This window comes from Streptomyces sp. JH002, from assembly GCF_050916115.1.
Classification (GTDB): Bacteria; Actinomycetota; Actinomycetes; order Streptomycetales; family Streptomycetaceae; genus Streptomyces; species Streptomyces xiamenensis.
Window position 1 is genome coordinate 6,072,465 of record NZ_CP087989.1, and the last position, 20,944, is coordinate 6,093,408.

General features: G+C 70.4%; 20 protein-coding genes, 2 tRNA genes and 4 pseudogenes. 14 read left to right on the plus strand and 12 right to left on the minus strand.

Translation table 11 applies throughout. The features are described from left to right. Positions 1-79: 79 nt before the first annotated feature. Positions 80-271: a hypothetical protein gene (locus tag H7827_RS27890; protein WP_432747792.1), complete on the minus strand. Its 192-nt coding sequence runs from the start codon at positions 269-271 to the stop codon at positions 80-82. A 20-nt stretch (positions 272-291) separates the two neighbouring features. Beyond that, on the minus strand, positions 292-1,278 hold the full coding sequence (locus tag H7827_RS27895) for a zinc-dependent alcohol dehydrogenase family protein (RefSeq protein ID WP_432747793.1): 987 nt from the start codon (positions 1,276-1,278) through the stop codon (positions 292-294). A gap of 84 nt (positions 1,279-1,362) precedes the next feature. Here H7827_RS27895 and H7827_RS27900 point away from each other — a divergent pair, with 84 nt between their 5' ends. From H7827_RS27900 to H7827_RS27910, 3 genes and pseudogenes are all read left to right on the plus strand, one after another. Then, the gene (locus H7827_RS27900; protein WP_432747794.1) at positions 1,363-2,280 is read left to right on the plus strand and encodes a cupin domain-containing protein; all 918 of its coding nucleotides are present in this window, start codon (positions 1,363-1,365) and stop codon (positions 2,278-2,280) included. Positions 2,281-2,295: 15 nt separating this feature from the next. Then, positions 2,296-2,481 (plus strand): hypothetical protein, encoded by a 186-nt coding sequence (locus H7827_RS27905; protein WP_432747795.1) that lies wholly within the window; start codon positions 2,296-2,298, stop codon positions 2,479-2,481. 93 nt (positions 2,482-2,574) lie between these two features. Further along, a pseudogene (locus H7827_RS27910) lies at positions 2,575-2,820 on the plus strand (LacI family transcriptional regulator); the annotation flags it as partial. 688 nt (positions 2,821-3,508) lie between these two features. On the opposite strand, the gene H7827_RS27915 reads toward H7827_RS27910, so the two are convergent. The 4 genes and pseudogenes from H7827_RS27915 to H7827_RS27930 all read right to left on the minus strand — a co-directional run. Then, a complete protein-coding gene (locus H7827_RS27915; protein WP_432747796.1) occupies positions 3,509-3,946 on the minus strand; it encodes an ankyrin repeat domain-containing protein in 438 nt (145 codons plus the stop codon). A gap of 18 nt (positions 3,947-3,964) precedes the next feature. Beyond that, positions 3,965-4,860 (minus strand): IS5 family transposase gene (locus tag H7827_RS27920; protein ID WP_432747797.1). Its coding sequence is split into 2 segments (ribosomal slippage): positions 3,965-4,065 and positions 4,065-4,860, totalling 897 coding nucleotides; the frame shifts between segments, so codons are not numbered across the junction. Between the two features lie 637 nt (positions 4,861-5,497). Next, a pseudogene (locus tag H7827_RS27925) lies at positions 5,498-6,370 on the minus strand (transposase); the annotation flags it as partial. Continuing rightward, positions 6,365-6,658, minus strand: a pseudogene (locus H7827_RS27930) (IS982 family transposase); the annotation flags it as partial. The pseudogenes H7827_RS27930 and H7827_RS27925, both read right to left, overlap by 6 nt. Before the next feature lie 370 nt (positions 6,659-7,028). On the opposite strand from H7827_RS27930, the gene H7827_RS27935 reads away from it, so the two are divergent. The 4 genes from H7827_RS27935 (at position 7,029) to H7827_RS27950 (ending at position 9,583) form a co-directional block, all read left to right on the plus strand. Further along, entirely contained in the window at positions 7,029-7,742 is a 714-nt protein-coding gene (locus H7827_RS27935; RefSeq protein WP_432747799.1) for a DJ-1/PfpI family protein, read from the plus strand. Positions 7,743-7,835: 93 nt separating this feature from the next. Further along, positions 7,836-8,264: a MarR family winged helix-turn-helix transcriptional regulator gene (locus H7827_RS27940; RefSeq protein ID WP_432747800.1), complete on the plus strand. Its 429-nt coding sequence runs from the start codon at positions 7,836-7,838 to the stop codon at positions 8,262-8,264. 268 nt (positions 8,265-8,532) lie between these two features. Continuing rightward, positions 8,533-8,673 (plus strand): hypothetical protein, encoded by a 141-nt coding sequence (locus tag H7827_RS27945; protein ID WP_432747801.1) that lies wholly within the window; start codon positions 8,533-8,535, stop codon positions 8,671-8,673. A 38-nt stretch (positions 8,674-8,711) separates the two neighbouring features. Further along, a protein-coding gene (locus tag H7827_RS27950; protein WP_432747802.1) for an IS5 family transposase occupies positions 8,712-9,583 on the plus strand; the annotation gives its coding sequence in 2 pieces (ribosomal slippage) (positions 8,712-9,078 and positions 9,078-9,583; 873 coding nt in all). Here H7827_RS27950 and H7827_RS27955 read toward each other — a convergent pair. The 3 genes and pseudogenes from H7827_RS27955 to H7827_RS27965 form a co-directional block, all read right to left on the minus strand. Next, the gene (locus H7827_RS27955) at positions 9,474-9,941 is read right to left on the minus strand and encodes a Scr1 family TA system antitoxin-like transcriptional regulator (RefSeq protein WP_432748071.1); all 468 of its coding nucleotides are present in this window, start codon (positions 9,939-9,941) and stop codon (positions 9,474-9,476) included. The two genes, H7827_RS27950 and H7827_RS27955, sit on opposite strands and share 110 nt — an antisense overlap. A 438-nt stretch (positions 9,942-10,379) precedes the next feature. Next, a pseudogene (locus H7827_RS27960) lies at positions 10,380-10,610 on the minus strand (AAA-associated domain-containing protein); the annotation flags it as partial. A gap of 147 nt (positions 10,611-10,757) precedes the next feature. After that, positions 10,758-10,828, minus strand: a tRNA-Ile gene (locus H7827_RS27965). A gap of 453 nt (positions 10,829-11,281) precedes the next feature. On the opposite strand from H7827_RS27965, the gene H7827_RS27970 reads away from it, so the two are divergent. After that, the gene (locus H7827_RS27970) at positions 11,282-12,550 is read left to right on the plus strand and encodes a site-specific integrase (RefSeq protein WP_432747803.1); all 1,269 of its coding nucleotides are present in this window, start codon (positions 11,282-11,284) and stop codon (positions 12,548-12,550) included. 39 nt (positions 12,551-12,589) lie between these two features. On the opposite strand, the gene H7827_RS27975 is transcribed toward H7827_RS27970, so the two are convergent. Further along, positions 12,590-12,663 (minus strand) — tRNA-Pro (locus H7827_RS27975). Positions 12,664-12,721: 58 nt separating this feature from the next. Then, a complete protein-coding gene (locus H7827_RS27980) occupies positions 12,722-14,176 on the minus strand; it encodes a lipase maturation factor family protein (protein ID WP_432747804.1) in 1,455 nt (484 codons plus the stop codon). A gap of 96 nt (positions 14,177-14,272) precedes the next feature. Between H7827_RS27980 and H7827_RS27985 the strand changes: the two genes are divergently transcribed. From H7827_RS27985 to H7827_RS28010, 6 genes are all read left to right on the plus strand, one after another. Then, positions 14,273-15,259: an acetylxylan esterase gene (locus tag H7827_RS27985; RefSeq protein WP_432747805.1), complete on the plus strand. Its 987-nt coding sequence runs from the start codon at positions 14,273-14,275 to the stop codon at positions 15,257-15,259. 142 nt (positions 15,260-15,401) lie between these two features. After that, positions 15,402-17,006, plus strand: a complete 1,605-nt coding sequence (locus H7827_RS27990; protein WP_432747806.1) for an ABC transporter substrate-binding protein — start codon at positions 15,402-15,404, stop codon at positions 17,004-17,006. Between the two features lie 83 nt (positions 17,007-17,089). Beyond that, a complete protein-coding gene (locus H7827_RS27995) occupies positions 17,090-18,058 on the plus strand; it encodes an ABC transporter permease (protein ID WP_432748072.1) in 969 nt (322 codons plus the stop codon). 7 nt (positions 18,059-18,065) lie between these two features. Continuing rightward, entirely contained in the window at positions 18,066-18,950 is an 885-nt protein-coding gene (locus tag H7827_RS28000; RefSeq protein ID WP_432747807.1) for an ABC transporter permease, read from the plus strand. 44 nt (positions 18,951-18,994) lie between these two features. Continuing rightward, the gene (locus tag H7827_RS28005; RefSeq protein ID WP_432748073.1) at positions 18,995-19,927 is read left to right on the plus strand and encodes an ABC transporter ATP-binding protein; all 933 of its coding nucleotides are present in this window, start codon (positions 18,995-18,997) and stop codon (positions 19,925-19,927) included. Beyond that, the gene (locus tag H7827_RS28010) at positions 19,920-20,627 is read left to right on the plus strand and encodes an ABC transporter ATP-binding protein (RefSeq protein ID WP_432747808.1); all 708 of its coding nucleotides are present in this window, start codon (positions 19,920-19,922) and stop codon (positions 20,625-20,627) included. Before H7827_RS28005 ends, H7827_RS28010 begins: the two co-directional genes overlap by 8 nt. On the opposite strand, the gene H7827_RS28015 is transcribed toward H7827_RS28010, so the two are convergent. Continuing rightward, complete coding sequence (locus tag H7827_RS28015; RefSeq protein WP_432747809.1) at positions 20,611-20,823, minus strand: hypothetical protein; 213 nt, start codon at positions 20,821-20,823, stop codon at positions 20,611-20,613. The two genes, H7827_RS28010 and H7827_RS28015, sit on opposite strands and share 17 nt — an antisense overlap. Positions 20,824-20,944: the final 121 nt, after the last annotated feature.

The following is a 20,944-nucleotide window of genomic DNA, read 5'->3' on the forward strand; positions in this document are numbered from 1 at the left end:
GTCCGGCGCAGCAAGACGAAGGGGGGCGCCGGGAGGCTTCTCCCCGCGCCCCGCCCCTACTGTGCCTGCTGGCGCACGTTCAGGCCCGGCCGTCGCCGGCTGCCGCCAGCCCAAGAGTTTCGGCCGCCAACTGCCGCCGGTGCCCGTGTGTCTGCTCCAGGTCCGCCATCAGCCGCTCGGCGATGACGGCCGGCCTGATATCGAGCGGCTCGACGGGCGGGTGCCCCGCGGCGAGGATCTGCCGGTACCCCGGCAGTTCCTGCTCGCTCATCCGGTTCCGACCCAGTGCCGTTAGTGGCTGACCACGACCTTGCCGAAACGTGAGCCGTGTGCGAAGTGCTCGAATGCCTGTAGGGCCTCGGAGAAGGGGAAGACTCGATCGATCACGGGGCGGACGCGGTGTTGGGCTATGACGCGGTTCATCGCCTCCAGGTCGCTGCGGCTTCCGACGCCGATCGCGCGGAGTGTGGCGAAGCGCAGGGAGAGAGGCATCAGGTCCATGCCCTGCCCGGCGCCGCCGAGGTGGCCGACCAGGGAGATGGTGCCGTGCAGGGCGAGGGCCTCCACGGACTGGGAGATGGTGGCGGCACCGCCGACTTCGACGACGATGTCGACGCCACGGTCGTCGGTGACCTTGCGGACGACGGAGCCCCAGTCAGGGGTCTCGGCGTAGTTGACGACGTCGGAGGCGCCGAGTTCGAGCAGGCGCTCGGCCTTGGCCTCGCTGGAGGTGGTGGCGATGATTCGAGCGCCGACGGTGCGGGCGAACTGCAACGCGAACAGCGACACGCCGCCGCTGCCCTGCACCAGCACGGTGTCGCCAGGCCCGACGCCGGCCACGGCGGACCAACCGGTCAAGGCCGCGCACGGCAGCGTCGCGGCCTCTTCAAAGCTGAGGTGCTCGGGCATGGAGACCAGGACGTTCTCGTCGACGACGGCGTAGTCACTGAGCCAGCCGTCGATGTCGGTGCCGTACATCTGGCCCAGCTTTCGCACCGAGCCGCCATACCATGTCGGGTTGAACGAGTTGACCACGCGGTCGCCGACCCGGAACCGGGTGGTGTCCGGCCCAACAGCCTCGATCACGCCGGCGGCGTCGGAGAGCTGGATCAGGTTCGGCAGTGGCGGGAACGGGTAGAGGCCGCTGGCGATCACCAGGTCACGGCTGTTCAGGGAGGTGGCCATGACGCGGATCAGGACTTGGCCACGTCCGGGCGTGGGCGTGGGGCCCTCTACCAGTTCGAGGACGCGGTCGGCATTCAATCGGTATGACTGCATGATCGTGACACTAGGATGCCCGGGCTGGACGACCGGTATCCTGGAGTCCAAAGTTTGCAACCGATCGTCCAGGGCCCAGGAGTCATGGATCTCGTCGACACCGTGCTCACCACGATGAGCATCAGGCCCTCCCAGTACGCCCGGCTCAACATCGGCGCACCGTGGGGCATCTCCGTGCGGTCGCGCGACTCCGCCCGACTGCTGCTGGTCGCGGAGGGCTCCTGCTGGCTCGGCACGAAGTCGCTCGACGAACCGCAACTGCTCGTCGCCGGCGACTGCTGCCTGCTTCAGAGCAACGTCGAGTTCACGCTCCAGGACGCGCCAGGCCGCGCCCTCGTAGACTGCGAGTCGCTGTCCGAGGGCCACATCGCCGAGCACGGCGGCGATGGTGAGCGGACGCTGATCCTCTCCGGCCGGTTCTCCTTCGACGCCGCAGCCGCAGGACCGCTCTTCGACGCTTTGCCGCCGTTGCTGCGCATCGATCTTGGCAACGCCGCCGGCCAGTCGCTTCGTGCCACCTTCGACCTGCTCGACGCAGAGGCGTCCGAGGGCGGCATCGGCTCCGCACTGATCGCCAGCCGACTCGCCGATGTGCTTTTCGTGCAGGCGATGCGAGCCAGCTGCGCCTCCATCGGCAGCGGCGGCATCGGCTGGCTCGCCGCGCTCCGCGACCCTCAGCTCTCCGCCGCCATGAACGCCATGCACGGCGACCTCACGCAGGCTTGGACCGTCGCCGAACTCGCCCGTACCGCCGGCATGTCCCGCTCCGCCTTCGCCGCCGCATTCCATGCCAAGACCGGGGAGACGCCGCTGGGCCACCTCACCTCGTGGCGGCTCTACCGGGCCAAGACCCTGCTCCGTGACACCCCGTTGAGCGTCCAGGAGATCGCCGTGCGGGTCGGCTACGAGACCGGCACCGCCCTCAGTCGCGTCTTCTCCCGCCGTGAAGGCGTCTCCCCTGGCGCTTGGCGCAAAAGTCGACGGCGCCCGCAGGCCGCTTGATCCAGGATCGGCCGTATGGCAGACGAAAGCTCCACCCATCCCCCGCCCGCCGCCTTCTACGACGTGCACGAGGGCAACCCGTTCGACCTCGTCGGCGCTCTCGCCGGGGTGCTGCGGGGCCGGGGTCGTGGCCAGACAGGCCGATACGTTCCCCCTGGGGCCGGACCCGAAGGTCTGCTGGGGCTCGCTGTCGGCAGATGAACTGTCTACCCGTACGGAGCACAGCGGATGGGACCCGGGGCTGGATGCCTCAGTCGAAGAGCTGACGCCGCGGTGGACAACCTTTGACGGGGCACCACCATGGAGGAACTGGGCACGCCGAAGGTGCTGATGGACGAGCGGATGGGGCACATCGATACGTCGGTGTCGGCGCAGTACGCGCAGGTGACGCCGGCCATGCGGGCGGCGCTGGTGCGGGGGCTGACGGAGGTGGGGGAGGCATCCCTCGACGCGCGGCTTGAGCTGGCGGACGGCTCGGCTGTGGCGGTTCTGGATCGGCTGTTGGGGGAACGGGCCGCCTCAAGATCGACTCCCAGCTGACTCCCAGATGTGCCCGGAAATGCGTCAGGGCCTGTTCTCCGTGAGGGAGAACAGGCCCTGACCTGCATCTACACCGTCGGGACGACAGGATTTGAACCTGCGACCCCTTGACCCCCAGATCATGGGAGTGGGCATTTCCGCAGGTCAGACTGACCGGCGGAAACGAGATGACGTAGGTGGGAGGTGCTTCGGGGCTGGGCTGTGCGCGACGTGTGGTCCCAAAGTGGTCCCAGCCTTGCAGGGGCGCCCGGCATCGGAGTGGTCGCACAAACGCGCCGACCTGGTCGGACGCGGGCGCCGAGGGGACCTGCGGGGCGCGGCTGTGCTTGCACGGTGGCCGGACCGACGCGGGTGTCACGCACGGGGCAACGACCTCTGGAGGGCCGACGCACCCACCCACGCTTCCGCAGTGAAACGAAAGTCTATGCCCTGTTCCCCCTCTCGCCGCAGGACCATGTTCGCGTCCTGACGCGCGGACGCCGCTGGGTGGGAGGGCGCCCCATGCCCAGGCTCACTTCGTAGGGCGTACCCGGGAGGTGGAGGTGGCGGCCGCCGTGCCAGCGCCTCGTGAGCTGGCGGCGGTCGGTCCGCTGTTGCACCGGGAGCAGGCGGAGATCCTGACGATTCTGCGGCCGGTGCTGCCGGAGTCCTAGGCCCTGTTGCGAAAGTGAGTGCTGAGGCGCGTTAGCTATGGAGTTAGGTGAGTTGTCGGTTGTGCCCCTGCTGCCCTGAGGATTTCGGCAGTGTCAGGGTGAGGGCCGCTGTTCGCCCAGTCCAGCGGGGACTTGCCTGTGCCGTGGTCTTCGTGAATGTTCGGATCGGCGCCATGCGCCAACAACTGCCGGATCGTTTCGGTGTGCCCCCAGCAGGCGGCTGCGCAGAGCGGTGTGCCCTCAGAGCCGAGGCCGCTGCTTTCGGTGTCGGGAGAAGCACCGGCTTCCATGAGTAGACGAGCTATCTCGGTTTCGCCCTGCACTGAAGCCAGGTATAGCGGAGTGGTGCCGTCACTGTTCCGTCTCTCTGGACTTGCTCCACTGCGCAACAGGGCTTTAGTGCGCACGGCGTCACCTGCCAGGACTGCTTCGAAGAGGTGGCGGGAGAGCTTCTTCTGCTGGCGCTGCTTCATAGCCGGTGAGGCTAGCAATCATGAGTACGCCGGAGCCGTTGATATCCATTCGTTGATCGCCGCGACCAACACAGTGGCTTCGTAGCGGACGGCGAGTTTGTCGTATCTCGTGGCCACGGCCGGTGCCGCTTGAGGCGATTGATCCCGCACTCGACCGCGTGGCGCTCGCGGTAGTCGGCAGGATCGAAATGCGGCGGCCGGCCGCCACGGGAGCCGAGCTTCTGGCGGTTGCGTGCCTGGTCTGCCTTGTCGGGGATGGTGCAGCGGATCCCGCGTCGGCGCAGGTAGGCGCGGTTTCTGCGGGAGGCGTACGCCTTGTCGGCCCGCACGCGATCGGGGCGGACGCGTGGCCGGCCCGGCCCGATGCGGGGTACGCGAACCTTCTCCAGCACGGGTTCGAACTGCGGTGAGTCCCCGCTCTGCCCGGCGGTCACCACGATCGACATAGGCTTTTGACCCTGCTCGACGGCCAGGTGCAGCTTGGTGGTAAACCCGCCGCGCGAGCGTCCCAGTCCGTGATCTCCGGGCTCGGTGAACACACCGCCCGGTGGTTCCTTCTGCAGGTCACCCTGCTTGCAGGCCCCAGCCGCATGCTGATGGGCGCGGCACACGGTGGGGTCGACACTCAGGTCCCACGCGATTGCGCCTTTCGCGTCGGCCAGGGACTGGAGCTGGGTGAGAATCCGGTGCCACGTGCCGTTCCGCTGCCACCGGCGGAACAGGTCGTAGACCCGGTTCCACGGTCCGTATCCGACCGGGATATCTCGCCACGGAACTCCGGTTCGGACCCTGAACCGTATGCCGTCGATCAGTTGCCGTCGGGGCCAGACCGGTGGCCGCCCCGCCCTGGCACCCTTCGGCAACAGTGGCTCCAGCACTGCCCACTGCTCATCTGTGAGATCTCCCCGACCCATGACCTGTGATCATTCACAACCCAAGATCCACTTTCGATACACGGCCTAGGCCACCGCAATGGGGAAGATCATCCTGGCGCGGCTGATGGGCGAGCGCCCTGAGCTGGAGCTGGCCGAGACGCTGCCGTAAGCGGCGATGTTCCTCGCGGAGAAGGGCCACACGCCGAAGACCGTCAGCCGGTTTCAGTCGAGCTTCGGCGCGCGGGTGTCCAACCGCTTCGGTGGCAGTGCACGCGCCAAGCGGCGCGAAGGCTCAACGGATGCAGACGTTGGCCCCTGCTCTGCCTGCCGATACCACCAGAGCTTCGTGGCCGCGAGTGCCTTCGTTCCCGGGCGGCCACAACGCATCTCAGCTCACTGCTTTACTGTCCACTCTTGCTGAGCGGGCTTCTTGTGTCCTCTGCCTGCCGGCCTTGCCCTGCTTGAGCAGATTCATCGCTGAACAGATGCGATGGCACCTCTGGCTCGACAACTCACTAACCTCCCCATTTCGCTTCGGGTGGCTGAGCTGGAGTGATGGCTGTGTAGTGGGGTTTCTGATCGTTGGCTGCCGGGCGGGCATGGTCGAGGCCCGACGCGCGGGTCGGGTTCTCCAGGGTTTCCTCGGGTCGTGGGTGTGCAGGGACGGTGCCGAGGTTCAGGTGGCTGGCCGTGGCAGTGCCGCAAGGCGGGAGAATGCGCTGGTCAGATCGTTTCGCCAGGGCCAGTTTGCGGCGATCCGCAGGTGCATGCGGCGCCCGCCGCGGGTGATGCGGGCAGCCGCGTGCAGCAGCCGGTAGCGGAGCTTCTTCGGCTCGGCGGCTGCCAGTTCGCCCTCCAGCAGCAGGAGGCGGGTCCAGGCGAGCAGGTCCAGGGTGGTCAGGGACAGCTCCAGCCACGCCTGGTTGACGTGGAAGTGCCGGGAGGGGAAGCGGCCGAAACCGGTCGTCTTGCCGCAGCGGATGCGGTCCTCGACGCGGGCGTGCGCGCGGTGGCGGACTTCCAGATACTGCAAGGAGCCTTCGCCGTAGGGGGTGTCGGTGAGGAAGACCTGGTGGCGCATGCCCTCGTCGAGATCGAACAGGGACAGTTGGGCGCCGGGATGCGGGCGCTCGCGGCGGACGATGATCCGTGTGTCCTCGGGCAGGCCCGGCAGGTCGACCAGGCCGGTGAGCTCGGCGACCTGGGCGCCTGGTCGCAGGGTGCCGTCCTGTTCGAGGGCAGGGTGCCAGACCTGGTCGGGCAGTTGGCGTATCGCCCGGCGGACCGGTTCGGTGATGGACCATCCGACGGAGAAGGAGGTGTGGATCCCGCGCGAGCGCAGGTGGCGGATGTGGGCCAGGAACGCTTTGGTGGATCCGGCGCTGTCCGCGCGGATGAGGATGCTGGTGCCGTGGCGGTGGGCGTTGGGGAGCTGGGCGAGTGCGGCGTCGAGCACGGTGATGTGGTCGGTGGCGGTGTTGGCCGCGGCGTTGCCGGGCCGCAGCAGGCCGGCCAGGGCCTCGCCGGTGTTGTCGAGGAAGCACAGCAAGCGCAGGGCCGTCTCCATCAGGTCGCCCGCCTCGCGCAGCCGCTGGTTGTACGCGCTTTGCGACAGCAGCCGGGGGAAGAGGTGCCCGACCAGAGCCGGGGCCGAGCGCAGCCAGTGCCGCTCGTCGTTGAACCGCAGCAGCACCTGGGCCACGGCCAGGCACACCAGCTCCGCGTCGGTCACCTCCCGTGGACGGCCGGGACCCGAACGCGGCATGCGCGAGGGGATGATGCCGTCGTCCAGCTCGACATACAGTGCGGTCAGGAGAGTGTCCAGATCGGTGTGCATGGCGATCCCTCGGGGTCGAACGGGCTTCAACACCACCGATTCTGGACACTCTTCGCCTTTCCGGGCAGCCCGCAAAGCAGATCAACCATCTGGAGGCAGGTCCTCGAGGTTCGGTAGCGGTGCATCGGCGACCGCCGCGGATCAGGTAGACGCACTCACGGGACAACTCTGCCGCTTCGGCGACGGCGGTGGCCAGGGCCTTGTTGCGGGCGAGGGCCGCCAGGATGGCCGGACGTCAAGGTCGCCGGAACCAGTGGACTGTGGTGCACGACCCACGGCCGAGAGCCTCTCGAGGTCGAGCCGGACCCCCGGTTCGACAAACTTACAGTCAAGCTTGTAGCGTGACTGTAAGTCGAGAGGAAGAAGGACCATGTCCAACGAACAGCGCAGTCTTGAGATCGCGATCGTGGTGTGCCCCGACTATGCACCGGTCGACGTCATCGCGTTCCACGCCGCCCTGGGCTGCATGCCCGGAGTGAATCTGCACCTCGTCTGGAAGGACTTGGAGGAGTTCTCGGGTTTCGCGGGGTTCCCCACACGCGCGACCACCACTTTCGCGGACTGTCCCGCCGACCTGGACGCCCTGTTGATCGGGGCGACGCCGCCCGAGCTGATGGAGGACCCCGACACGCTTGCGTTTCTCGCCGACCGGGGCTCCCGTGCGAAGTGGGTCGCTGGCGTGTGCGAGGGCAGCCTGGTTCTGGGTGCAGCCGGTCTGCTCCGCGGATACCGAGCCACGACCAACTACCACTTCTACGGCCTGCTGGGTCAGTTCGGTGCGACGGTGGTCGAGACCAGCGAAGTCGTGGAGGACCGGAGCCGGATCACCGCGGGCCCGCCGGCGACCGGGTGTTTCGAGATCGCAGAGCGGCTGATCCAGGACTTCTTCGGCACCGAAGCCGCGCGCCGGATGGAGCTGAATGCCGAGTACGCGCCGCACCCCCTGTTCGGAGTGGGCACCCCCGAGCTGGCCGGCCCGGAACTCACCCGGGATGCCCTCGCGGAAACGCACGCGTGGACAGAGGCCGTCTCCCCGATCGCACGTCGGGCTGCGGAACGGCTGGGGATCTCCGATCCGGTGTGATCCCCTGAGTCTGGGAGACTGTGCCGGAAGCATCCGACATGGGGAGAGACTCAGATGAGCGGCGAGGCGTCGGAGAGTGCACTGTCGACCGTGATGCTGCTGATCACTGGCGGCCGCCGTCTGCAGGAGAGACTGGACGAGCGGCTCGCCGGCCTCGGCCTGTCGATGCGCCTGCTCGGGGCCCTTGGCCACGTCGCCCGCGACAGCGACCTGTCCTACAGCGACCTGGCCCGCAGAGCCGGCGTCACGAGCCAGAGCATGCGCGCCACCATCCTCATGCTCGAGCAGCTTGGGGCGGTGCGCCGCACGCTGCCCGGACAGGGACATCGGGCACGTCTCGAACTGACCGACCGCGGCAGCTCACTGCTCTCCGACGCCCGCACCGTCGCCGCCGAGCTGGACGCCGAGCTGTTGGCCGGCATCACGGCGGAGAACAAGCGAGCACTGGATCACGTCCTGCTCCACGCCCTGGGGCCGGTCGGCGCCGGATCGCCCCCGACCGCTCCCGGCTCCCTGGGCTGAGCGGCACTTATTCGCAACCTCGCGGTCATGGACTCATGGAGCGGGCCGAACTCCTCGACACGAACCGCACCGCACTCCCGCACCCCGTCGGCCGGAAAGAAGGAGAGAAGGGGGTGCGGTGCGGCGCGGGAGTGCCTCCGGGGCGGTGCGTCGTCTGGCGGGTTGTGTGTCGGCGTGGCCCGCGTGCTGCACGCGCCGAAGAAGACCGAGACTAGAGAAGGGGCGAGAGGGAGTTGGTGGCGCGGCGTTATGGGGGAGAGGACAGTGCTTGCGGATCACCACCGAGCTGCGTGTCCTGATCACCCACACCGCGGCCCAACTGCTCGCGCTACCAAGCGTCGGCACCGAAACCGCCGGGCAGCTGTTGGTCACCGCCGGGGCCAACCCCGACAGTGAAGCTTCCCCTTGATCGTGGACACCTGGAGACTGGGACCTAGGCCGCTTCGTTTGGATCAGTCGGTCGTCGGTCGGGGTGTGCCGTTGACTGATGCGCAGTGGGCGCGGATCGAGCCGTTGCTCCCGGACCGGACGCCGAAGCGGGGTGGCCGCTGGCGTGACCATCGTGAGGTGATCGACGCGATCGCCTACACGTTCCAGACCGGCACGCGGTGGGTCCACCTGCCGGAGAAGTACGGTAACTGGCGAGGGGTCTACAACCGGCTGCGGATGTGGGCCGTCGACGGCACCTGGGAGCGGGTGTTCACCGCTCTGGTGGCGCAGGCCGACGCGGACGAGGACCTCAACTGGGCCGTCTCGGTCGACTCCACGATCGTGCGGGCCCACCAGCACGCGGCCGGAGCCCGCAAAAAGGGGCCCCGGCCGGCGAGCCGCCCGATCACGCCATCGGCCGCTCCCGCGGCGGACTGACCACAAAGATCCACCTCGCCGCCGATGCCCGCTGCCGGCCCCTCGCGTTCGTCCTCACCGCAGGCCAGGCCGGTGATGCACCTGCCTTCACCGAGGTCATGGCCCGCCTGCGTGTTCCCCGTCCGCGAGGCCGGCCCCGCACCGGACCGGACGTGGTCCTGGCCGACAAGGCGTACTCCTCCCGCGCGATCCGCGCACACCTGCGCAAGCGCGGTATCCGGGCCGTGATCCCCGTTCGCGCAGACCAGCGCAGCCACCGGCTCCGCCGAGGCAGCCGAGGCGGCAGGCCACCGGCATTCGACCGCGAGACCTACAAGCAGCGCAACACCGTCGAGCGGTGCATCAATCGCCTGAAGCAGTGGCGAGGCATCGCCACCCGCTACGAGAAGACCGCCACCATCTACCTTGCCGGACTCCACATAGCGGGCATCTTCCTCTGGTCCGCCCGATGATCCAAACGAAACCGCCTAGCTCGCGGGGCTGGCGCACGGTGATCGAGGCCATCAGGGTCTCGATGACGGCTTGGTGGTCGTCGTAGAGGTAGAACGCCTCCAGCGGACTTACCGTGCGTGGGGTGCCGAGGGGGAGATTGCCGAGTGAGACCGACGGCAGCAGCATCACGTTCAGCAGCTGCGTGAGTTGGCCGGCCTTTTCCTCCTCGGTGCCAATGAGGGAGTGGAGCACCCACTCCTCGAGAAGCACGACGAACCGGTGCCGGCCCTCATACAGGTACCGGGCGCGGGACAGGCGCGCGCAGACCGCCTCGGCGACGTCGTCGGGGGCGCCCTGGAAGTCGGCGATGCTGCGCACCAGGGCGGTGGCGTAGGGGGCGGTCTGGAAGAAGCCGGGATGACGTTGGAGGTGTAGACGCGGCAGGTCAGGGAGGCAGCGGTGTGGGTGAGGACGTCGTCCTGGCCGCGGCGCATCCCAGCGCGGTGCAGGCGGCGCCACTCCACGTACAGGAAGTCCGCGGCGCGGGCGGTGGCGACGAGGTCCTCGGTTTGGTCCCGGCGCCGCAGGACGGTGGTCCAGGCGCGCAGGTCGGCGTCGGAGGGGGTGGCTCTGGCGGTGATGATGCGGGAGTTCTCGGCCGGGTGCCAGCCGCACCGGGCGAACAGAGGCCGGCCCAGTCGACGGCGGTGTCCAGTTGGGCGCGGGTCTCCCTGGGGGTGATGCCGCGGTGTAGGAGGTTGAGGAAGAAGTCCTCGCGCAGAGTGCGCAGGGCACGGGCGACGACTGGACCAGCGGGGCGCGGGCGAGGGCGTGGCGGGAGAAGAGTTCCTTGAGCCGCAGGATGCCAGCTCCCGTGTACTCGCGGCCCGCCGGGGTGAGGGAGATGCGGGCGCGGGCGGCGCCGGCGAGGCCGAGCAGCATGGCCGCGGTGACCAGGGGCAGCGCGTTGCCTAGGCTGGAGCCGGAGGGCCGCCACCCGGTTGTTGCCGAGGTGACGACGGTCGTCGCGTAGGTGGTGTGGTTCATTGCCAGTCGTGGGAACGTGTCCTCCGCACTGTCGGCCGAACACTTGGGGCCAGCAAGGGGCCAGCTCGTGATCTTGGTGCGCCGCGGCGGGCGTGGGTCTTCGGGAGAAACCGCAGGCCGGGCGCTTGCGTGCCCGGCCTGCCGGGGTGGGGCGGGTGGGACTCGAACCCACGGCCGACGGATTATGAGTCCGTTGATGCTCTTGGGATTCCCGCTGTGTGAGATTACGTGATTGCTGGGTGCTGTTTTCCGGGATGGTGATTCTGCCCCAGGAGAACTTGTATCACGTTTGTTGGGGTGGCCGGAATTCTCTGGCTAATGTTCCGGGCTGCCAGCTCATATTGGGCGGGCGACCCGGAAGGAGATTCTGTGCGGAAAATTTCTCGGGGCGGCAATGTGGTGACGATTGCCCAACTGGCAGGGCTATTGGGGCAGGCGGGGGAGCAGGGGGGCGCGGATGGTCCCGCTGATCTTCTGCACCAGGGCTGGTATACGACCGAAGAGGTCGCGTCCTTGATAGATGTGGATGCTTCGACGCTGCGGCGGCGGACGGTATCGCCTCTTCAGGGGCCTCCGTTCGTGCGGCTGACGTCGCGGACGACCGTGTACAGCGCGCCCGATGTCGAAGCCTGGCTGGCCTCACGCCGTATCGTCCCCGACGTGGCTGCCTGATGATGGTGCGGCTGCCTCCGATGGGGGTGAAACTGTCGGAGGACATCGAGTTCCGGGAAGGCAATCCCCATCCTTTCCGGGCCCGTGTGCGCTGGTTCGATCCGGAAACCCGGCGCCGCCTGTCCCGCTCGGAAATGCTGCCGGATGAAGTTGCGGCCAAACAGTGGCTGGAGCGCATGCGCCGGGCGGCGAACCGGGGCATCACACCGGATCGTGCGGCGGCGAAACTCGCCGATTACGGGGAGAGCGAATGGGCCCTTGCGATGCGGGGCCTGGAAGCGAAATCCATGGACCCCTACGGTGCCGGATGGCGCCTTCGGATCGTTCCCGCACTCGGGCATCTGGAAGTGCGGGACATCCTCGCCGGGACCGTGGACCGGGCCGCCTACGGGTGGATCGCCGATGGCTGCGGCATGTCCACCGTCAAGAACACCCTCGCCGCGCTGGTGCGGGTAATGGAACAGGCGGTGCGCGACGGCATCATCGACATCAACCCGGCCCGCATCACCGGCTGGAAAGGCGAGTTCAAGCGCGCCGAGGACGAACTGGATGACCCGCGCTCACTTGCCCTGCGGGACTGGCAGGCCCTGGAGGAACTCGCCCAGGCCCTCGTCGAGCGATCGGCCGACCAGTACGCCGGCTGGGGCAGCGCCGTGAAGTTCACCGCCTGCACCGCAGCGCGGATCGGTGAGACGTCCGGGGTGCGGACCAAGGACATCAACACCCGCACCTGGGAATGGGACGTGTGCCGCCAGACCACGCCTGGCCCCGGCGGGCTGATGGACAAGGCGACCAAGGGCAAGCGGCGGCGGACGGTGCCGATCATTCCGCAGATCCGGCCTCTGGTGATCCAGCGCCTGGAAGCCGTCGGATACCGGCCCATGGCCCGTCTGTTCACCGGTCCCAGGGGCGGGAGGATCACCACCGCCGTCCTGCGTGACGCCACGCACTGGGACGAGGTCGTCGTCGCTCTCGGATACGAACATCTGCGCCGTCACGATCTGCGGCACACCGGGCTGACGTGGATGGCCGACGCGGGGGTCAAGGTGCACGTGCTGCGGCTGATCGCCGGACACGGATCGCTGTCACCACGCAGCGGTATCTGCATCCCGACCGCCGGGCCATCGGGGAGGCCGGAATGGCCCTGGCAGCTCACCTCGCGGAGGGCCGGGAGGCGGCTGGTCCCAAAGTGGTCCCAAAGGAGAGGCCTCAGCGGCATCTGCGCGTCGTCCGGTGAACCAGAATCGGAGCATAGAAAGGGCCGGTGAGCTGGGAGGATTCTCCCGGCCCACCGGCCCTTCGCACCGTCGGGACGACAGGATTTGAACCTGCGACCCCTTGACCCCCAGTCAAGTGCGCTACCAAGCTGCGCCACGTCCCGGTGCCTTGTGACCTGGGGCTTTGCCCCTCGTCTGCGTGCAGTAGAACCATACCGCATTTCAGCTGGTGCTTGCTCCGGGTGGCTGTTGGCGGCGCCGGGGCGGGAGGTGATCGCCCAGCTCGGTGCGGTGCCACCAGGCGTGGGTGGTGCGGTGTTCCGCCCGGGTCGTGAAGCGGTAGCGGTACAGGCGGGCCCTGATGTATGTGGGCGGGGTGTCGGGGAAGGGGTTGACGCGCAGCAGGCGCAGGGTGGGGCGGTCGCCGGCCAGGAGGCGGTCGACGAGGCGGGGGAGCCAGGGGGCCGGGTAGCCGGGGGTGAGGGCCGCGAACCACATGAGCCAGTCCAGGCGCAGATGGAACGGGGCGAACTGGCGCGGCCTGCGGTGCACCGCCCCCGGCTTGCCGTGGAACTCGTACGCCCGCCACTGGGTGAGCCTGCCCGGCTCCGGGTCGTCGGTGCCCTCCAGGATCACCTCGTACCGCTGCCGGGTCACGGTTCCGAACGCTCCGTAGGTGTTGACCAGATGGAGGCTGTTGAAGGACCGGTTCATCGCCTGGGCGGGGGAGAGGAGGTTGCGGACCGGCCAGTAGCTGAGCACGGCGATCAGCACCGTCACCGCCCCGACCAGGACGGCGAACCACACCGGGGCCTCGCCCTGGCCGCCACCCGGCGGGGCCGGCAGGGGCAGGTGGCGGGCCGCCAGGGCGCCGTCCACCGCCGCCACGGCCAGCAGCAGGGTGAGCCAGTTGAGCCAGGCGAAGTTCCCCGAGGCGATCAGCCACAGCTGGGTCACGATCACCACCGCGGCCGCCCAGCTGCCCACCGGCTGCGGTGCGAACAGCGCGAAGGGGACGATCAGCTGGGCCACGTGGTTGGCGGCGGTCTCCACCCGGTGCAGCGGCCGGGGCAGGTGGTGGAACCACCAGCTGAGCGGTCCTGGCATCGGCTGGGTCTCGTGGTGGTAGTACAGGCAGGTCAGTCGCCGCCAGCAGCGGTCACCGCGCCATTTGATCAGTCCGGCGCCCAGTTCGACCCGGAAGACCAGCCAGATCAGCAGGTACAGGGTGAGCACCGGCGGGTCGATCCGCGCGTTTCCCAGGAAGATCGCCACGAAGCCCGCCTCCAGCAGCAGCGTCTCCCAGCCGAACGCGTACCAGACCTGGCCGATGTTCACGATGGACAGATACAGCGCCCACAGAACGAACCACAGCAGCATCGACGTCCACAGCGGGACCGCGTCCGCCGCGCCCAGGGCCACCGCGGCCGCCAGCGCTGCGCCGGTTGCCGCCACCACGGTCAGCCGGCGGTCGGTGTAGCCGAGCGAGAGGAGGCCGGGGGCGTCCCGGAACCGCACGGACCGCAGGAACGACGGCGCCGGGGTGATGCCCCGCTCCCCGGCCAGCGGGCGGAACTCCCGCAGCGCCCCGAGGAAGGCGAGCAGGTAGATCAGGGCCAGTCCGCGCTGGATCACCACTCTGCTGAGCCAAGCGTCGGGGTCGCCGAACCACTCCATGCCGTATCCGTATCATCCACCCGTTGACCACGGCGGGAACTGCGGCTTGGCTTCTGCCCTGGTAAGCGCTTGAACAGCGAGAAAACGAGGACCCTGATGCCGCTGACCGATCTGCCGCTCGATGAGCTGCGCGAGTACCGTCCCGAGGTGCCGGCCCCTGCCGACTTCGACGACTTCTGGGCCAGGACCCTGGCCACCGCGCGCGCCGCCGCCGGGCAGCCCGCCACCTACACCCCGGTCACCGACTCGCCGCTGGCCGCCGTCGATGTCTTCGACGTGCGGTTCCCCGGCTGGGGCGGCCAGCCCATCGCCGCCTGGCTGCTGCTGCCGCGCGGCGCGCGGGGACCGCTGCCCGCGGTGGTGCAGTACATCGGGTACAGCGGCGGGCGGGGGCTGCACACCGAGCACCTGCTGTGGAGCGCCGCCGGGTACGCGCACCTGATCGTGGACAGCCGCGGCCAGGGCCACGACACTCCCGACCCGGACCCGGTGCCCTTCCCGCAGCACGTCAGGGGCTTCATGACCCGCGGCATCGAGGATCCGGAGCACTACTACTACCGCCGGATCATGACCGACTGCGTCCGCGCGGTCGACGCGCTGCGCGAGCACCCGGCCATCGACCCCGCCCGCGTCATCGTGGCCGGCGGCAGCCAGGGTGGCGGGCTCGCCCTGTCCACCGCCGGGCTGTTGGGCGACGCGGTGGCGGCGGCGCTGGTCGATGTGCCGTTCCTGTGCCACTACCGGCGCTCCGCCGACATCGCGAGCGCCGGCCCCTATCCCGAGATAGCCGACTACCTCGGGGTCCACCAGCGGGAGAACCCGGACCGGGTCTTCCGTACCCTGAGCTACTTCGACGGGCTGCACTTCGCTCCGCGGGCCTCCGCGCCCACCCTCTTCAGCGTGGCCCTGATGGACCCGGTCTGCCCGCCCTCCACCGTCTTCGCCGCCTACAACCGTTACGCCGGCGAGAAGGACATCACCGTCTGGCAGTTCGGCGACCACGCGGGCGGCCGGGCCTCGCAGCCGGTCGAGCAGCTGCGCTGGCTCGGGGCCCGAGGGCTCGGCGGCGCGACGCTGAGCTGATCACTCTTCCCCCCACCGCCCCCGGTCATCCACCGGGGGCGGTGTCATGTCCGTCACCCGGCTCGCCCTTCCCCGTCTCCTGCCCGTGCGATTTAATTGCGAACGTTTTGCAGGAGCGTCTGGTGATCAGAAGAAGGTGCACATGACGGCCCGGACCGTACGTACGGCGGTCGCGGCACTCGCCGCCGGCTCACTGCTGGCGCTCGCCGCCTGCTCCACGCCCTCCCAAGGCGACAACGGCGACGACGGTGCCCCGGGCGGCGCTGACTCCCTGGTCGTCGGCATCGCGAACGAGCCCGACACCCTCAGCCCGCTGCTCGGCTACGGCAAGGACGGGAACTCCAAGATCTTCGACGGCCTGCTGCGCCGCGACGCCGGAATGAACCTCCAGCCGGCCCTCGCCGCCACCCTCCCCGAGGTCAGCGACGACGGACTCACCTACACCTATCCGCTGCGCGAGGACATCACCTTCAGCGACGGCAAGCCCTTCACCGCCGAGGATGTCGTCTTCACCTACGAGACGATCCTCGACGACACCACCCTCAACCCCAACAAGGACGAACTCGACGCCGTGGAGTCGGTCGAGGCCCCCGACGAGCACACCGTCGTCTTCACCCTCGGCTACCCCTACGCGCCGTTCGCCGAGCGCACCGTGCTGCCCATCGCCGCCGCCCACGCCGCCGCCGGCCAGGACATCAACACCGGCCCGTACAACACCGACCCCATCGGCACCGGCCCCTACCTGCTGACCGGCTGGACCAGGGGCGAACGCCTCACCTTCGAGGCGAACCCCGACTACTGGGGCGGAGCACCCGACATCACCCGGCTCACCATGGCCGTCATCCCCGACGACGACGTCCGCGCCACCCGGCTGCGCACCGGGGACCTCGACGCCGCCGTCCTGCCCCCCAACCTCGCCGCCACCTTCGACGGCGAGCCCGGCCTCACCACCCTCCAGGCCGAGAGCGCCGACTTCCGCGCCGTCACCCTGCCCACCGGCCACCCCGTCACCGGCGACCGCGACATCCGCCGCGCCCTCGACCTGGCCGCCAACCGCGAACTGATGGTCGACAGCATCCTCACCGGGGCCGGCCACGCCGCGTACGGCCCGGTTCCCACCGCCAGCGACTGGTTCGCGCGGGGCACCGAGCGCCCGTACGACCCCGAGGCCGCAGCCCGGCTGCTGGAGGAGGGCGGCTGGGAGGCGGGCGGTGACGGCATCCGCGCCAAGGACGGACAGCGCGCCGCCTTCACCCTGTGGTACCCGGCCGGCGACCGGCTGCGCCAGGAACACGCCCTCGCCTACGCCTCGGACGCCAGGGAGATCGGCGTCGACATCACCGTGGAGTCCGGTTCCTGGGAGGTCATCGAGGGCCGCCTGGCCACCGACGCCGTGCTCTCCGGCGGCGGCGACCCCGCCGACCCCGACTTCGAGCTGTACGGACTGCTGGCCTCCTCACTGGCCGGCGACGGCTGGAACAACATGGGCCACTACGACAACCCCGCCGTCGACGCACAGCTCGACCTCGGCCGCCGCAGCGCCGACCCCGCCGAACGGTCCGCCGCCTACGACGCCGTACAGCGCGAGTTCGCCGCCGACCCCGGCTACACCTTCCTCACCCACATCGACCACATGTACGTGATGAAGGACGCCTGGGAGAACGTCACCACCCAGGTCGAACCGCACGACCACGGACTCGGCCACGGCCCCTGGTGGAACGTCGAGGAATGGACGATCCGTCCGTGACCACCGCCGGCACCGGGGCCCGGGCCCGTACCGGCCGCGCGCGCGGTACGGGCACTGGCCGTTCCGGGCCGCCCTGGGCCGCCATGGCCCGGCTCGCCGGCCGCCGCGCGCTGGCCGCCGTCCCGGTCCTCGCCGTGGTCACGCTCGGCATGTTCGCCGTCGCCGCCGCCTCGCCCTTCGACCCGGTACGCCAGTACGTCGGCTCCGACGCCCTCGGCGCCTCCCAGGACACCCTCGACACCCTGCGCGCGAACCTCGCAGCCTCCGGCGGCTTCGCCGAACAGTGGTGGGCCTGGCTGCGCTCCGCCCTCACCGGCGACCTCGGCCAGTCCCTGACCCTGCGCCAGCCCGTCACTCAGGTCATCGCCGAACGCGCCGGCTGGTCCCTGCTGCTGTGCGGCACCGCGTTCGTCATCTCCCTCACCCTGGGCACCGCGCTCGGCGTCCTCGCGGCCCGCCGCCCCGGCTCCGTCCTCGACCGCTGCGTCAGCTCCCTGAGCTACGTCCTGCAGGCCGCCCCGCCCTTCTGGCTCGCGCTCCTCGCCATCTGGTTCTTCGCCCTCCAGCTCGGCGTGCTGCCGGCCGGCGGCCTCACCGACACCGGCTCGGACACGGTCACCGCGGGCGCCGTCGCCCGCCACCTGGTGCTGCCCGTCGCCGTGCTCGCCATCTCCCAACTGCCGTGGTTCGTCCTCTACACCCGGCAGGGTGTCCTGGACGCGCTCGGCGAGGACCCGGTACGCGGCGCCCGCGCCCGCGGCATCGGAGAACGCACCGTGCTGCTCGGCCACGCCCTGCGCTCCGGCCTGCTCCCCGTCCTCACCCTCATCGGCACCCGCGTGCCCGAACTCATCACCGGCGCCCTGCTGGTGGAGACCGTCTTCAGCTGGCCCGGCATGGCCTCGGCGACCGTACGGGCCGCCACCGCCGCCGACTTCCCGCTGCTGGCCGCGCTCACCGTGATCTCGGCGCTCGCCGTCCTGGCCGGCAACCTGCTCGCCGACCTCCTGTACGGGCTGGCCGACCCGCGCGTCGACCACGACGAGATGTGACCCCGCCATGACCGACACCCACACCGACCTGCCCTGGCGGGAACCCGCCGCCACCGCCCGGCGGCGCGGCACCCGCACCGTACGCGTCTGGTCCGCCGGCGTGCTGGCCGCCGCCGCGGGCGCGGCCGCCCTGCTCGTCCCGCTGTTCGCCCCGCTCGACCAGCAGGCCGTGGACCTGACCGCCAAGCTGCTGGCACCCTCCGCCGACCACCCCTTCGGCACCGACGAGGTGGGCCGCGACATCCTGCTGCGCTCCGTCCACGGACTGCGCGTGTCCCTGCTGGTCGGTATCACCGCCGCCCTCGTCGCCTCGGTGCTCGGCCTGCTCGTCGGCGCCGCCGCCGGAGCCCTCGGCGGGCGCACCGACCGCCTCGTGATGCGTGCCGTGGACACCTTCACCGCCGTGCCGCACCTGCTCATGGGCATCTTCATCGTCGCGATGTTCCGCCCCGGGATCTGGCCCGTGGTCGCCTCGGTGGGCCTCACCCACTGGGTCTCCACCGCCCGCATCGTGCGGGCCGAGGTGCTGTCGCTGCGCTCACGCCCCTACATCGACGCGGCCATCTCCGGCGGCGCCTCCCGCCTGCGGGTCGCCCGCCGCCACCTGGTGCCCGCCGTCCTGCCCCAGGCCGGGCTCGCCGCCGTGCTGATGGTGCCGCACGCCATCTGGCACGAATCAGCGCTGTCCTTCCTCGGCCTGGGCATCCCCGCCCACCAGGCGAGCCTGGGCACCATGATCAACGGCGCGCGTGGTTCCCTGCTCACCGGGGAGTGGTGGCCCACCCTTTTCCCGGGGCTGTTCATCATCGTGCCCACCCTCGCCATCGCCGGACTGGCCGGCGTGTGGCGGGAGCGGATCAACCCGCGCCGCCGATCGGAGCTGGTGCTGTGACCACCCCTCTGCTGTCCGTACGCCGGCTGTCGGTGCGCTTCCTGATGCCCGGCGGGGCAGACATCGCCGCCGTCGATGACGTCTCCTTCGACCTCGCCGCGGGGGAGTGCCTGGCCCTGGTGGGGGAGAGCGGCTGCGGCAAATCCGTCCTCGCAGGCGCCCTCCTGGGGCTGCTGCCCGGCAACGCCCGCACCCGGGGCAGCGCCCTCCTCGCCCCGGACCCGGCGGCCCCCGGGAGCGGTGCCCGGCCGCTGGACCTGCTGGCAGCCGACGAGCGCACCCTCGCCCGTACGGTACGGGGACGCCGGCTGGGCCTGGTGCCGCAGAGCCCGGCCGACCACCTCACCCCGGTGCGCACCGTGCGCTCCCACCTGCGCGAGACCATCCGCGCGCTGCACGGCACCCGCGGCACCGCCCTCGCCGCCGCCACCGAGGCGGCGGCCGCCCGCGCCGCCTTCCCCGCCGACCACCTCGACCGCTACCCGCACCAGCTCTCCGGCGGCCTCGCCCAGCGCGCCGCCACCGCCCTCGCCCTGGTCGGTGACGCCCCGCTGCTCATCGCCGACGAACCCACCACGGGGCTCGACCGCGACCTCGTCGCCCGCACCGTCGGCGAACTGCGCCGCCACACCGACGACGGACGCGGCCTGCTCGTCATCACCCACGACCTGGCCGCAGCCGAACGCGTCGCCGACCGGGTCGCCGTCATGTACGCCGGCCGCATCGTCGAACTCACCCCGGCGGCCGGCTTCTTCGGCACGCCCGGCCCCCGCCACCCGTACGCCGCCGGATTGCTGGGCGCCCTGCCGGAACGGGACTTCACCCCCATCCCGGGACAACCCCCGGGGCTCGACGCCCTGCCCGGGGGCTGCGCCTTCGCCCCGCGCTGCGCCCGTGCCACCGCCCTGTGCGCCGAACAGCCCGAGCTGATCGAGGGCACGGCCTGCCACCACCTCCCGGAGCCCGCCGATGCCTGACCCCACGGCACCGACCCCCGCCGTACCCGTACCCGCGCTCGACCTCACCGCGATCACCGCCGGTTACGAGCGCCGCCCCCCGGTCGTCCGCGACGTCTCGCTGCGGGTCGCGGACGGCGAGGCGGTGGGTCTGCTCGGCCCCTCCGGCTGCGGCAAATCCACCCTGGCCCGCGTCGCCGCCCTGCTGCACCGCCCCCGCTCCGGCACCGTGCACCTGGCCGGACAGCCGGCCACCGGCTTCCGGCACCGCGCCCCGCGCGCCCTGCGCACCCGCGTCGGCGTCGTCTTCCAGCAGCCCCGGCAGGCCGCCGACCCCCGTCTCACCCTCCACGACCTGATCGCCGAACCGCTGCGCGCCACCGCCGACACCGCCGCGCTGCCCGACCGCGTCGCCGCCCTCGCCGACGCCACCGGACTCGGCACCGAACTGCTGCACCGCCACCCCCACCAGGTCAGCGACGGACAACTGCAGCGTGCCTGCCTGGCGCGCGCCCTCGTCCTGCGCCCCGCCCTGCTGATCTGCGACGAGATGACGGCGATGCTGGACGCCTCCACCACCGCCGCGCTGGTGGCCGTCGTCGAGGACTACCGGCGCGAGACCGGCGCCGCGCTGCTCGCGGTCGGCCACGACCGGGTGCTGCTGCGCCGCTGGTGCGACCGGGTCGAGGACTTCCCGCTCCCGCTCACCCCGGCCGCCTGAGCCATCCGGCACGCGCGCACACCACGATCCCCAGCACGATCAGCACGAGGTTCGCGAAGATCTCCATCCCCTCCAGCGGTCCCGCGATCCGGTGCACCAGCGACCACGCCCCGCACCGGCCGCTCGCCTCATGGGCCAGCCCGGCCGCCCCGTTCAGCACCAGCAGCACGCCCACGGCCCCCAGCAGACTCCTCATGCCACCACCCTCACCCCGGCCACCGCCGACGGGCAGCCGCCGAAGGTATCCCCCGGCCCGACTTTGGTACCGCACTCCCGGCGGCCCCGCCGGCCGCCCCGGCCCGCCCGCTACCGTCGGA

Excerpts from the sequence above, each read along its gene's own strand:
- H7827_RS27940 (WP_432747800.1), top strand. The coding sequence starts at position 7,836 with ATGCTGCTGATCACTGGCGGCCGCCGTCTGCAGGAGAGACTGGACGAG.
- H7827_RS27935 (WP_432747799.1), top strand. The coding sequence starts at position 7,029 with ATGTCCAACGAACAGCGCAGTCTTGAGATCGCGATCGTGGTGTGCCCC.
- H7827_RS27985 (WP_432747805.1), top strand. The coding sequence starts at position 14,273 with ATGCCGCTGACCGATCTGCCGCTCGATGAGCTGCGCGAGTACCGTCCC.
- H7827_RS28005 (WP_432748073.1), top strand. The coding sequence starts at position 18,995 with ATGCCCGGCGGGGCAGACATCGCCGCCGTCGATGACGTCTCCTTCGAC.
- H7827_RS28010 (WP_432747808.1), top strand. The coding sequence starts at position 19,920 with ATGCCTGACCCCACGGCACCGACCCCCGCCGTACCCGTACCCGCGCTC.
- H7827_RS27905 (WP_432747795.1), top strand. The coding sequence starts at position 2,296 with ATGGCAGACGAAAGCTCCACCCATCCCCCGCCCGCCGCCTTCTACGAC.
- H7827_RS28000 (WP_432747807.1), top strand. The coding sequence starts at position 18,066 with ATGACCGACACCCACACCGACCTGCCCTGGCGGGAACCCGCCGCCACC.
- H7827_RS27970 (WP_432747803.1), top strand. The coding sequence starts at position 11,282 with ATGATGGTGCGGCTGCCTCCGATGGGGGTGAAACTGTCGGAGGACATC.
- H7827_RS27980 (WP_432747804.1), bottom strand. The coding sequence starts at position 14,176 with ATGGAGTGGTTCGGCGACCCCGACGCTTGGCTCAGCAGAGTGGTGATC.
- H7827_RS27995 (WP_432748072.1), top strand. The coding sequence starts at position 17,090 with ATGGCCCGGCTCGCCGGCCGCCGCGCGCTGGCCGCCGTCCCGGTCCTC.
- H7827_RS28015 (WP_432747809.1), bottom strand. The coding sequence starts at position 20,823 with ATGAGGAGTCTGCTGGGGGCCGTGGGCGTGCTGCTGGTGCTGAACGGG.
- H7827_RS27915 (WP_432747796.1), bottom strand. The coding sequence starts at position 3,946 with ATGAAGCAGCGCCAGCAGAAGAAGCTCTCCCGCCACCTCTTCGAAGCA.
- H7827_RS27895 (WP_432747793.1), bottom strand. The coding sequence starts at position 1,278 with ATGCAGTCATACCGATTGAATGCCGACCGCGTCCTCGAACTGGTAGAG.
- H7827_RS27890 (WP_432747792.1), bottom strand. The coding sequence starts at position 271 with ATGAGCGAGCAGGAACTGCCGGGGTACCGGCAGATCCTCGCCGCGGGG.
- H7827_RS27900 (WP_432747794.1), top strand. The coding sequence starts at position 1,363 with ATGGATCTCGTCGACACCGTGCTCACCACGATGAGCATCAGGCCCTCC.
- H7827_RS27990 (WP_432747806.1), top strand. The coding sequence starts at position 15,402 with ATGACGGCCCGGACCGTACGTACGGCGGTCGCGGCACTCGCCGCCGGC.